Below are 12,784 nucleotides of genomic sequence, written 5' to 3' on the forward strand. Positions count from 1 at the left end.
GTTTCTCCTTATGTCTATGACTGCAGGCGTCCTTTCCGAATCAGATGCACCCTTAATAATTGGGACGACCACGGAAAGAAAAGGATGAGGAAGCTCCACAGGTTTGCGGCTAAGCGGGCTGTATAAATCGTTCTCTTTGCTTTCCGAACAAACTCCAACCTTCCTATGATCTGTTCCCGAACGATCGGCTCATCAAAGCTAATATTCGTATCGCCTTTGAACATGTACAGTGTACGATTACCCTCAGTTAACGTTTTATAATATCGGTGGGCAACGAAGGGACCGGATGGGGCGAGAAATAAAACAACATCACCCCTCTTAAGCATGGAAGTCTCACAAGAAACGAACCGGCAAATATCCCCTTGCCCAATCAACGGGAACATACTGGTTCCTTCCGCCGGGATGTCAATAAACCCTTTCTCGATGATCACCTTGGTGATCAGACGGAGGCTTCCTTCGTCAGCTTGCATTTTCAATCAGTCCACATTGATACAAGTCGGATAAGAACGCTTCCAGATCTTGTTCGATCGTTTCGTCAACCTGCTTATACCGATCTCGAACGGCGTGCATTAGAGTTTCTATGCTTTGGGCTTCTGTAAAGAGTGACCAACAAAAACCGCCCGTTTCATTTAATTTCGTTACGGTATAGTTATCCGCATCCAAAATGATCCATTCTCCATCCAATTGGATAGCCTCATAATCGTTTTTTCTAACATATTTCGTCATCATGAAATCAACTCCCAAAACGTATCGTTTTTTTGAAACCGGAGTTCATAAATCGGTATTGCTTCCGCTAAAATCGCCAGCAGGTTCATAATGGTCCTTGTTTCTTCAGGATCTTGTGTCCAATAAAACACCTTATCCATTAAATGAAGGAGTCCGCTTGACTTTCCCATGCTTGTTCTGGAATTGGTTTGCGACTGCTTCAATAGTTGGATACTTGCTAGCTGGCAATATGCCCCTGCATGAGTAACATCGAGTTCGCTTCGAAAAGGAGAATTATATACCACGATTTCATTAGGCGATATTTTCACCAGGGTGGCTTCATCCGAAAGAAGCTCCCGCGGGGAGGATAATTTGGCGGCGGTGGATTTGCCTGCTCCTGAATGACCGGCAAATATATGTGCTTTACCTTGTTCAACTACGCAAGAGGAGTGAATGATCAGTCCCCATTGACGGCAAACTAGGAAGGAACTGAATAAATTCATCAATGCATGCTTTAAAGCCAATTCATTATGTACTGAAACTTTGGCATGATGATAATCCAAATCCGTCTCTATCAAATAATCAGCTCTATGAAAGGAAATATTACTCGTAGTTTTAACTACCTCTACGTTATAATCAACAAAAGGAACCCCATACCCTTCAATAAGATGAATAAAAAGATCGGGATTAGCCTTAGCCAGAACATTGTCTGGAAAGTTCCTTTGAATCCAGGTCATCAACGAATCTGATTGACAAACTATTTGAATATTATATTCGCCAATTGTTGTTAGGATGGGCTCCATTCGTTCACCCCTCGGGGTTTAATTGATTGAAATTAAAGGTCAATGGCGCTTCTCTTCCATTGACCTCTTTGAAACATTTGCTTCCCCTATCCCTTACCGTTTCCCTTACCGTTCCCGCCACCATTTCCGTTATGTGGCCCACTGTATGGAGGGTTGGGATAATTGATACCACCATTCCCTGTACCAGGGTGATCGAGGTTACCGCGGCCTTTATTCCAGCTTTGAGCTGTTTCAAAACGAATAGGCTGGTGATTCAGGACTTTAGGACTTTCATACTCTTTCATTTCGTATGATTCTTTTGTCATAGGAATCCCTCCATCAAGTAGTAAAGTTGGACCACATGTTCATTATAACGAACAAAGTAGTACATTGTAAAGATCCGATAATTATTATTGCAAGGTTCCAATCATCCCATTGTTTTGATGTTTTTGTATTCCAACCAACACATAGAAACCGCGAAGAAGACATATTGCTCCATCGTCTTTAACAAATGATTTTCGACCAGAAAATATTCATTCGGGCGATAGTCCTTGAATTTCATTTTTTGTTCTTCGATTCGTCCCCCTTTAATACTGACCCTAGAAATTAAAATAGCGATAGCCACGAACGAGAAAATAAAGTCCTAGACTGTCGCTGACTTATTGAACTATCGTTCCCCGAGCCGGCTTTACTGGTGAGGCGGTTGAGGGGCAAAGGTAAATTAAACATCCGCTGTGGATATTTGTAATAAAAAACTTCACCGAGATAACCGCATAACGGGTCGATCAGGGTTTGTCTAGTTCTTTCTTCCAAAAGCTAACTACTGTACAATCTTTTAAATGCATAGAAGCCCATTGGTTTTTTCGTTCGAAGCCAATTTCGTCCATCATCTTTATGGTTTCTTTTACATTAGAGTTTTCCACTCTTAATTCCATAGATACCGCACATTTCATGATATAGGACAGCTGCGTTATTTGGTCGTTGGTTGTTTCCTGTGTGTTCATCTTCGACTCAGCTCCTTCGTTCCTATTCACCATTATTTCCATTTATTGAGTAAAGTACTCCATAGAATTTATAGGACCAATGAGCCGATTTTTATACATATGTACAAATACACACTTATTGTGCAAATGTAGAATATTGGTTCATATAGTACAGCAAACATATGTTCCGCTTACAATAAATTCGTCTAACTGAAGTTATGTGTTGTCGGACTTCCGGTTTATAGGAGTGTTCATCCTGCCATTGATATTGTAGAACAATAAAAATAGCTCAGTCCGACGCACATCCAGACCAAGCTATTTTGCATCGAAGTTCTTGCGCCACTCCAGAGGTGTCTTGCCAACATGTTTGATGAACAAATCGTGAAAGCGGCTCGAGGAAGTAAATCCGATTTCGGAGGCGATGAACTCAACCGACTTGTCGGTATTTCTCAGCAGCCTTTTGGCTTCGTTCAAGCGAAGAGTGATGATGTATTGCTTCGGTGGTACACCGACCCGCTCCGTAAATTTTTTGCGGAAAATGCTTTCGGATAGAAAGCGGCGCGCCGCCAAATCGGCTATCTTCAAGGATGTAAAAAAAGTCCTGTGAATCTCTTGCAGTACGTCCTGGACCATCCGCTCGTCGCTATCCCCATCAGTAAGAGCTGGTTCCGAAGCGCTGAGCGCATTTGAATGATAGGTTAGCAGCAGTGTCTCTAGCGCATTGCGCATCAGATCGTCCGAAAATTCGTTCAGCCGCTCCCGCATGCCTTCCTCTTCCAATTGCAGCAATGCCGCTTTGGCTCTATGGAGATGAGTCCCGCATAATCGCGATTTCAAAATCTGATCCGGACGCTGCTTATATGCATGCTGAAGCAAATATTGGCAGTAGGCCGGGATTTCGCGGAAATCGTAGTGTACCGAGATACCTGCCCATGCTTTCAGGCACACGAATCCGTGATGAATGCCGGCTGGAATCAGGATCAGATCGCCTGCCGCGACCGATACGTTTTGACCCGCCGAAGTGTAATAGCCTTCTCCGTCAAGAATAAGCGTAATTTCGTCGGCACCGTGCGAATGAGAACGAAACAACCCTGCTCCCTGCTCTCCCGTAAAGCAATGAGGGGCGAAATGTTCGACGCTTTCCATAAATCCGTAGCTCATAGGGAATCCCATACCTTTAAAGTTAATGGCTTCCCCCTAATTGTAATGGATTCTGGACGCGCTTACAACTTCAGTTCAACCGGTACATGAGCCAAAATTGCGCGACCCCGTTGGGGAGTTCCTGCCAAGTCCCTACGCTTGCTCCACTGTCGATGCTGGCTCCGCCTACATCGAGTGCTTTGCCTGTCCGCACGTTTAGCAACTTACAATACCCGTTACCGGTGTCGACGAGTTTCCATTTTTGAGTGTCGAGTCCCTTATCCTCTGATACTGCCACTCTTCCCCAAGAAGCAGCTGGATCCATAACAGTCAGTGCTTTGCCGGAGTTTGAATTGATCAACGAATAAGTTTCGTCCAAGTTCTGGACTATTTTCCAGCGCTGTGCTGCCCCGCCGTCGGTATCACTCGACATCTGGGTCCAGGTCCCATCGGCCGTACCCGCTCCGGTCACATCGAGCGCTTTGCCGCCGTTGGGGTTAACGAGCTTATATTCGGCACCGGACATGACCAAGAACGTGTTACTGCCCGTTATCTCGATATAATCGATATCGATGGCATGTTTGCCCTTCGTGAATTCGATGACGTTATTGTAGCCCTTTTTCAGATTGATTTGAATTGAAGCGTTTGCGAACTGGTTGCTTCCCGTATGGGGGAAGGACATTGTCGTCTGCTGGCCGTACACCGAAACTTGTACTGTAGCATCAGGGCCGGCGGTGCTTGAATATCGAACCGATAATGTGTAGTCCCCTTCCTCCGGTACGATGACATCCTTGAGCCTCAAGGAGCTATTTGCATTATTCAGACGAACGATTTTACCTCCGGAAGCGGTTGCCTTGTCCTTCACTTCCGCTTTAACCGGAGTGCCTTCCTCCGCTTCTATCCGGTAGTCGCCGGACGGAACGGAAAGCGGACCGTTCGTCGGAACGCCGAAAAACGGAGAACCGTCATCGTTCCATGTAAAAGGCTGCACACGGGTCGGACGGGCGCCACAACCTTGGCCGGGACCACTGTTGCCGTGGTATACGATCAGATCTTGCGTGCCGTCCTTGGATTGGACGAACGAGTTATGGCCGGGGCCGAATACACCGTTTTCCGGAGATTTGGCAAATACTGGGTTCGCACTCTTCGTCCACGATGCGGGATCAAGCAAATCACTTGTATCGTTCGCAGTCAGGATACCGAGCGAATAATCGTCCTCCCAGCAGGCGCTCGCGGAATAAACGAGGAATATTTTTCCGTATCGTTTCAAGATGACTGCCCCTTCGTTTACCGGCATTCCTTTCTTTTCCCAGCCGTATTCGGGCTTCGTCAAAATCATGTTGTCGCCGTCCAATGTCCACGGATTGGACATCGGCGCAATGGCGATCGCACTTCCATGTGCGCCGGACCAATTCCCGTATGCCGCATACAGGAAGTACAACTGGTCGTTATGGTCAAATACCGTGCCGTCCAGACCAGCATACTGCGTATTCAGCTTTCCTTTGTCGGTCCATTCCCCCTGCAACGGATCCGGGGAATCATTCTCCAAGACGTACACTCCACGGCAATTATCTCCGCAGCCCGTATTCGCCGTATAATAGATGTACCATTTGCCTGCAATATAATGGATCTCCGGTGCCCAGATGTCTTTTAATCCGGAAGGGCGTGTCCATACCGTTTTCCGTTGTCCCAGATCGATTGCGGTCAGCGATCTCGATTTCCAAATATCCAATCTGTTGCCTAACGTGCGGGTAAAATAATAATATCCATCCTTATGCAGCATCACATAAGGGTCCGCACCGGCAGTATTGATCGGATTCGAGTAGGTCGAAGTGGATGCGGCGGACGAATCATCAGCCCCAAACGAAGTCAGAGTTAGCATAAGCATGAGAACAAGCGCCGTTAACTTCAAGCCGATTCCTTTAGCAGCGCGCATGAGTTCCGTACACCTCCGGCATATTAGGATGGTTGTTGCGATCGTGATCGAACAAGTACAATGATACACTGTAACCCGCTGTGAAAGTTACCGAAAGCGTTTGCTTAACGCGGTTAAACAAGCTGAAAATGAACCGGTTTCGACGGTCGAATTCGGTATCGACGATGGGGTATGTCGACAAGATTTTTCCATCAAAGGGGAATTGGTCAAAGAGTTTGAACCGTTCGCGCTCAATGAAGTCAACTTTCCGAAGGTGTACTGGTATTCAGTGATCTACACGCGGTCCTTATCTCCTTTGCACCAGCAAATGATCCAGTACTAATCCTGCCCTTTAACTTAATGACAGAAAGAGCAGTCGCCGCGGTGACAAACTGCTCTGGATGATTTACTTTATAACTCTTTACTTTCAGCATCAAGTGCATCCAAAACTTCATTCCTAATGTCTTGTGAAGGAAGTTCTCTAGATATAGCCCCCAAATTACGTGGCCACGCTTGTTCCCCACATACTAACTCATTATGATGATAACTAATTCGTCCGCCTCTCTCAAACAACTTAATAATGGGGTCATAAAGATCGTGAAACTGCAAAGCAATAGGAACTTGTTTGTCCACCACATATGCCCACTCAAGATAAAAAGTGCAAAGATACTCTGTTACCCAATCAACGTTGCCGTTAACTAATCCACTACATTCTTCTTTTACATGAAAGGGTATATTAAAATTAATTATTTCTGCTGCATTAAATACAGCACGTCTATTATCATCCTTGGAGTTGAAATCTAAAAAGAGATTACCTCTTCTAATAAATTCTGTTACTAAGATCGAATATGAAGGTTTGTCCTTGCCAGTACTTTCCCAATTGATGCTTTTTATTCTTTCTCTGACTTGTTCAAAGTTAAATTTCAAAATTTCCACCTCAAAATTCTGGAAACTTGCCGGATTGTGGTAGTGCTATCTTAACGCCTTTCCCAATTATTAGAAACATTTATGGCGATAATATATTAATTGTAGACCTTCAGTGGGTCAACTAAGGTTGTTCCTAGCTCCTCGTTTTCATTATGAGTTATTTATCGGAAAGTCCATCAATCGCTTGAACAGCTAGTTCCAACGCTTTAATTCTTCTTTCTAAAAGCGTTCTTTGCGGACTACCATCCTTTGACTTAACATAACTGTTTTCAATCGACGGAAATAAACCGGTAATAACATTGCGAGCTTCTGCTAGATCTTCCTGACTGTAATTATGGGGTTTTTGAATCCAAACGTTTTCTAGCGTGGCTAAGCCGATATTAACAGCTTTGAGTCGCTTCTTTACTAGGGTTGTACTAGTTCCGTTTTGAGTCATCTGGGACAAGGCATTCTCGAGTTTACTGATTGTCGATTGTAATGATTTTATAGCTTCCAATTTATCTAACTCCGTCATTTGTTTAATTACAATATCGTCTCTGTTCACCACTGCGTATCCTCCACTAACCCCACTTTTTTCACTTCGATAACACTATACCACATACTGGATAAACCTGCCGGTTAGTTCAGAAAACGGCAGCCGATCGCGGCTGCCGTCATAGGTTTATTATGCTAAGGTACCCGTTAGCTTAGTTTAAAAATGAAATGATATGCAGCTTAGTAGCCTTTATCTTGTAAGCTATTGTCGCATTAGCGGATCTTGATCGGACTATATTCTTGACACTCGACATGAAATTTGAAAAAGCATGAGCACGGTGCAATACCGAACTCATGCCGTTTGGAGCTTAACTATATTACTGTCTGAACTCAAGCTTCAAACCTACTGCTGACTGTAAAGCTTGTTCGCATCCCTAAGCAAAATTGCAGCTGCTGCTGCAGAAATATGTTTGCCGCTTTGCGCCTCCACTTCGTTAATGAAGCTGTCCAGGTTACCGTGTTCAAGCTTCTGCTCCAAGCTGTTCGCAATGCCTCCATTGTCGATCCAACCGTTTGCCCTAAATTTAACTATTACTGCTTTCAGCGAAGCGATACTCGTCTCTGTCGTGAATGGAACGGCGACACTTCTTGTATTGCCCGCCATATCCTTTGCCGTAATGTTCAATGTATGCGCTCCTAACGGCAATGTGTACAGCTGGATTACCGCTCCTTGTTGTACCGGATTGCCGTCAAGAGTAATGACGGTCAAGTCTGGATTCAATCCTGAACCGGTGTCCCCGACATTCACTTGAATCGTCAATTGCTCCGAATCGCTGTAACGTCCGTTGTTCACCGGTGCGATCGACTGAATCGCAGGACCGGTTGCGTCGTGCTGAATGTTTAACGTTTTTTCCGTTTCGGCGTTGCCATCCTTATCTTGCGAGTAATAATGGAACGTAAATTTTTCATCCTCGGTTATCGTGACTGGACCGGTGTACGGCAGCCATCCATACGTCGCTTGCGTAACGGTCGAACCGTACGTCGCACCGGTAACGGTCAGCTTATAAAAGGTCGAGGGTACGCCCGAGGAGTTGTCCGTTGCTTCCAGTCTTACACTGACAGCACCCGAATACCAGCCGTTTTGCTGCGTCCCTTCAACGACCGCCGTAGTAACCGGAGGAGTCGAATCCATTGGCGTCGCGCTTACCGGCGCTGTCGCCGGGCCTTCGCCAATTTCGTTGCTCGCTCTAACGATGTAATAGTATGTCTTGCCATTCTCTACTTCCTCGTCCGTAAAGCTGTTTGTGTTCAAATCGGAACCGATTTCTTCAAATCCGCCTGTCGCTGCCGTACTGCGGCTCACGTTGTAGGAATACGTTGCTCCCGTTACCGTATCCCAAGTGAGCGTTACTTGCCCGTCACCCGCAACGGCTGTCAAGCCTGTAGGCGCTGCTTGAGGAGGAGCCTTAGGCGTCGCGTTCACCGGCCCTGCTGCCGGACCGCCGCCACCAACGTTACCGGCTGTGACCGTGTAGTAATACGTTGTGCCGTTTTGTACACTTGAATCAGTAAAGCTGATCGAATTCAATTGAAGACCAACGATTGTGAATGGCCCGTTTGCCGACGTGCTGCGCTTTACGTCGTAGTACGTGGCTCCCGGAACTTTCCTCCAACCAAGCGTTACTTTCTTGTCTCCCGCTGTTGCGCTTAAACCCGCTGGAGCCGCGCTCGGCGACGGACCGCCTGTAACATAGTATATTTCTATTTCATCGATTGTAGGTTCAGCGCTGCTCTTAATCATGTTTAGCCGGAAATACTGGGACGTAACAGGAACAAAAACAAGCGTTTTATTCGCTCCAAGCGTTGTTCCCACCATACCTTCAATATCTGTATACGTCACACCGTCGTTGGAGTATTGCAATACGTACGACGATACTCGCGGGTATGAAATTTCTTTAATTACTACCTGATTGAATGTGGTAGACGTACCGAAATTAACCCCTAGATACTGGTTGTTGATGCCCGTTTTTACCGAGGACCAGCGGGAATTTGAGACGCTTCCGTCAAATGCCTTCCTCGGAATATATGTCGTACTCCATTGTGACGAAGCAAAGTACGATGCATCCGGTTTGCCTAAAGCTAAATTCACTAGCGTCGTTGCGCTAATGGTGCCGGCTGCCGATAGGTTGCCTGCCAAATCGATCGCTTTGACTTCATAATTGTACGTTGTTCCGCCGGTAAGACCATTGTCGCTAAAGGAAGTTGTATCTACCGTCGCGATTTTTGTGAGATTCCGGTATATTTCGTAGCCCGCAACAAAAACATCGTCTGTTGAGGCATTCCAGCTCAAATCGATTTGCATGTTGGATGGAACGGCAGCCTTCAAATTCGTGGGAGCAGTCGGCGCTTCCGTATCACGGCGATTCAGATCCCACGTCGTCGCGCTAACTGTGCTGCTCGCTGCGGATAAGTTGCCCGCCGCATCTTTCGCTTTCACCGTATAGCTGTATGCCGTTTCCGTATTTAGTCCTTTATCGGTGAATGACGTTGTCGTCGAAGTTCCGACTAACGTCCCGTTCCTGTAAATATTGTAGTTTCTTACGATTCTGTCGTCTGTTGACTCCGCCCAGCTCAAAATAATTTGGCTGCTGGAAGCCGCTACGGCTTTCACATTTGCCGGTACGGTCGGAGCGCCGGTATCGTTGTTATTGCTCAGTTTGTTTTTTGCCCAATAAAACCGGGATACGGATGCCATATCCATACTTGTGTTCGCTTTCATAACCGTGCCTGCCAAATCGTCATATTTATCTGGACGAAGCGGAGGCAAGAACAAATAGCCCGAACGAGGAGCTGAAGTTTTTGCACTGTTGCCCGAGCCGTCCGTTCCGTCAATACGGCCGGCGTAGTCGGTTGGCGAGCGCATAATGTTGTCAGCAAACGTGTTGGCAAACGGCTTCAGCATGTCTTCCGTAACACCGTAACGGCCGATCAAGTACGCCCGGTAAAAGCCCGCTACATCCAGTTGACCGTGGCTGGAGTCTTCAGGACTAACTCCAGGCCGAGGCAATCTTCCCGGATTATATCCCCATGAGTAAGATGGATTTCCTTTGTTACTAGGAACGATTGCTTTCGTCGTATCGTCTTTGAAAAACCAATCGATGTTTCTTTGAACGATGCCGTCATACTTAGTGACAAGAGACGGATTATCGCCCAAAATCTCATGAGCTGCCGCCAAATTTTGGAACGGATACAAAATCATCATAATTTGATTCCAAGGCATAACCCCGTTACTCATGTAAGGCGATAAGCCTGAAAAATAAAGCTTATTGTCTCTCGAAAGATCAATGAGATAAGGGAAAATAAATTCGTCAACAACGTATTCAGCTTCTCTAACGAACGTAGACGCGCGCTCCCGATAAGTCGCTCCGTGTCCATATGGATCGCCGTCAGGCACGACTGTATCTAAAATCCATGGCGTTTGCAAAATAAGTCTGCCCGTATAAGCCAAATGTCCGATCGAATCTCCCTGGGCGGAGTCAGCGGCAACTCCCCACTCTTCAACAGGGCCAGGCCATACCGGCGCAATCGTGCCCGTCCATATCGTTCTTTGTCCGTATGGAGCCGGAAGAATGTCGTTGCGCTGAGTTAAAAGTGTGCCCGTGAAATAAATCATCCGGTCGAGAATTTCCGTGTCGCCGGTTAATTCATACATCAGGCCGAGCGCTTTAATATTTTCACCGCTTTTTCCTTGAGCATATTCGGTCTGAAATCTTTCCGTAGTCGGATCCATTGGTGCGGCCCAAACCTTCGGCTTCTCGATCATCATGTGCTCTTTGAAGGAATTAATATCGTTCTGTGTGATAGGGCCGTGATATTCTTCGACCACCATCGCTCCCAAAGCTTGCGTTCCAGGCAAAAAACCGATACAACCGGCAATTAATGCACTGTACAGCAATTGCTTTTTGGGCAGTGCAGATACCCGACCGGAGGCGACCGCTAAGCGGGATTCCGAGAAGAGCGAAGTTTGCTTCCTTCCTATTATCCATACGAGCAATACACTAACACATACCATAATTACATAATACGTAAATATAAATACCACCCCTTGCTTACTCCATTGGCTGGAGCATTTTAAATTTGCGAGTTATAATAATAAACCACGGTTCCTTCGTTCGTGTCCTTCGATTTTCACAACCTTTCTTAACACAGTGTTTTAAAGCGCTTACTTCCCAAACATACCATTTCTTTCTATAAATAACTATGTCTATTCTTAACTGAAATAATGTTAATTTACTCCATTTGAATCTTTTATGCAGCCGCTTTAATATACGATGTGAAAAAACCACCCCATAGCCATGTTACAGGGCTGAGAGGTGGTATCGCTTTTAAATCATTATAAAAATAAATTTCTTTGCTCTACTGTTGTGCTTAACTGAACATTGTTTTCATGCAGCTGCAGGATGACAGTATTAGTTCCTACCAGTGTCAATTGTCAATGTGGCTACATACATATACTGCCATACTATTAGATTGATTGTGCCGTTTGATGAAGTACATTAAGCGGACGCGCCAGTCCCAAGTGCTCCCGAAGTGTCGAGCCTTCGTATGCTGTACGGAACAATCCGCGATTTTGCAGCTCAGGGATTACTTTATCTACGATTTCTGTGAGCCCGCCGGGATATATTTGCGGCATCAAGTTAAAGCCGTCGGCGCCTCCCTCCCTGAACCATCGCTCGATAAAATCCGCAAATTGCAGAGGAGTTCCGGCAAAGGTGACATGCCCCCTGGCGCCGGCTATGCGAAGAGACAGTTGACGGATGGTGAGATTTTCCCTTCGCGCCAGATCTACCATAACTTCGTATCGAGCCTTGTGCCCGTTAATGTTTTCCACGCCCGGCAAATCATCGTAAGGAAGTGGTCCGTCCACGGGATATTTAGTCAGATCTATTCCTAGCCATGAGGACAGCGAGCGAGCCCCCTGCTCCGGTGTCGTCAGGGCATGCAATTCCGCTTCCTTATCCCGGGCTTCCGCCTCCGTATCTGCAAGGACCGGACTGAGCCCTGGCATAATCTTGAGCTGATCCGGCGTCCTGCCGTATTTCGCCAGCCTCGATTTGACATCGCGGTAAAACCCCTGTGCATCCCCCAGTGTCTGCTGTGCCGTAAAAATCACTTCTGCCGTCCGTGCCGCAAACTCACGTCCTGTTTCCGAGGAACCGGCCTGCACGAGCACCGGATATCCTTGAGGAGGCCTTGGAATATTTAGCGGTCCCTGCACGGAATATGCCTTTCCTTTAAAATTAATTTCGTGCACTTTATTTTGCTGAATCTGTATACCGGCTCTCTTATCATTAATAAGCGCATCATCTTCCCAGCTATCCCATAGCTGCTTGACGACCTCGACGAATTCGTCCGCATACTCATAGCGTACAGAGTGCGCCGGATGCTCCGTCCGCCCGAAGTTGAAAGCCGCTGACCCCGCGCCAGTCACGATGTTCCAGCCCGCCCTTCCTCCGCTTATATGGTCGAGTGAGGCGAATTTCCGAGCCACATGAAATGGCTCGTTATACGTCGTTCCAACAGTCGCGATGAGACCGATGCGCTCGGTCACCATTGCGAGCGCGGATAACATCGTGAACGGCTCCAGCTTTCCGAAACGCCCCGTGTAGCCGTCAGCCAAAAACAAGGAATCGAGCAATCCACGTTCGGCGGTCTGCGCCAGCTCTTTATAATATTGAATATCGAAACCCCGTTCAGGCTGCGATTCGGGATGGCGCCAAGAAGATTCGTGATGGCCAGTTCCGGACAAAAAAGCGTTCAAATGCAATTGACGTTTAGACTTACTCATGACTACACCT

Annotated in this window: 13 protein-coding genes; all 13 read right to left on the reverse strand. The window is 46.6% G+C overall.

What is annotated here, in order from left to right:
- Positions 1-14: 14 nt before the first annotated feature.
- The gene (locus tag DVH26_RS20430; RefSeq protein ID WP_239624722.1) at positions 15-470 is read right to left on the reverse strand and encodes a S24/S26 family peptidase; all 456 of its coding nucleotides are present in this window, start codon (positions 468-470) and stop codon (positions 15-17) included.
- Entirely contained in the window at positions 460-729 is a 270-nt protein-coding gene (locus tag DVH26_RS20435; protein ID WP_239624725.1) for a PqqD family protein, read from the reverse strand. The genes DVH26_RS20430 and DVH26_RS20435 overlap by 11 nt, the downstream gene beginning before the upstream one ends.
- On the reverse strand, positions 726-1,508 hold the full coding sequence (locus DVH26_RS20440; protein WP_239624728.1) for a hypothetical protein: 783 nt from the start codon (positions 1,506-1,508) through the stop codon (positions 726-728). Before DVH26_RS20440 ends, DVH26_RS20435 begins: the two co-directional genes overlap by 4 nt.
- 86 nt (positions 1,509-1,594) lie before the next feature.
- Positions 1,595-1,813 carry a hypothetical protein gene (locus DVH26_RS20445; protein ID WP_239624731.1) on the reverse strand — a complete coding sequence of 73 codons (219 nt, stop codon included), beginning with the start codon at positions 1,811-1,813 and terminating at the stop codon, positions 1,595-1,597.
- A 101-nt stretch (positions 1,814-1,914) separates the two neighbouring features.
- Entirely contained in the window at positions 1,915-2,049 is a 135-nt protein-coding gene (locus DVH26_RS37350) for a DUF4358 domain-containing protein (RefSeq protein WP_481857613.1), read from the reverse strand.
- 223 nt (positions 2,050-2,272) lie between these two features.
- The gene (locus DVH26_RS20450) at positions 2,273-2,491 is read right to left on the reverse strand and encodes a hypothetical protein (RefSeq protein ID WP_239624734.1); all 219 of its coding nucleotides are present in this window, start codon (positions 2,489-2,491) and stop codon (positions 2,273-2,275) included.
- A gap of 294 nt (positions 2,492-2,785) precedes the next feature.
- Positions 2,786-3,616, reverse strand: coding sequence for a helix-turn-helix domain-containing protein (locus DVH26_RS20455; protein ID WP_239624736.1), 831 nt, complete (start codon positions 3,614-3,616; stop codon positions 2,786-2,788).
- A gap of 85 nt (positions 3,617-3,701) precedes the next feature.
- The gene (locus DVH26_RS37165; protein WP_345774005.1) at positions 3,702-5,546 is read right to left on the reverse strand and encodes a family 43 glycosylhydrolase; all 1,845 of its coding nucleotides are present in this window, start codon (positions 5,544-5,546) and stop codon (positions 3,702-3,704) included.
- The gene (locus tag DVH26_RS20470) at positions 5,533-5,727 is read right to left on the reverse strand and encodes a hypothetical protein (RefSeq protein WP_239624739.1); all 195 of its coding nucleotides are present in this window, start codon (positions 5,725-5,727) and stop codon (positions 5,533-5,535) included. Before DVH26_RS20470 ends, DVH26_RS37165 begins: the two co-directional genes overlap by 14 nt.
- Positions 5,728-5,936: 209 nt before the next feature.
- Complete coding sequence (locus DVH26_RS20475) at positions 5,937-6,452, reverse strand: hypothetical protein (RefSeq protein ID WP_239624742.1); 516 nt, start codon at positions 6,450-6,452, stop codon at positions 5,937-5,939.
- Between the two features lie 157 nt (positions 6,453-6,609).
- A complete protein-coding gene (locus tag DVH26_RS20480; protein ID WP_481857614.1) occupies positions 6,610-6,966 on the reverse strand; it encodes a hypothetical protein in 357 nt (118 codons plus the stop codon).
- Positions 6,967-7,329: 363 nt separating this feature from the next.
- Positions 7,330-11,028: a fibronectin type III domain-containing protein gene (locus DVH26_RS20485; RefSeq protein WP_239624745.1), complete on the reverse strand. Its 3,699-nt coding sequence runs from the start codon at positions 11,026-11,028 to the stop codon at positions 7,330-7,332.
- Positions 11,029-11,451: 423 nt separating this feature from the next.
- Positions 11,452-12,774 (reverse strand): LLM class flavin-dependent oxidoreductase, encoded by a 1,323-nt coding sequence (locus tag DVH26_RS20490; RefSeq protein ID WP_239624747.1) that lies wholly within the window; start codon positions 12,772-12,774, stop codon positions 11,452-11,454.
- Between the last annotated feature and the right edge of the window lie 10 nt (positions 12,775-12,784).

Source organism: Paenibacillus sp. H1-7 (assembly GCF_022354825.1).
GTDB lineage: Bacteria > Bacillota > Bacilli > Paenibacillales > NBRC-103111 > Paenibacillus_S.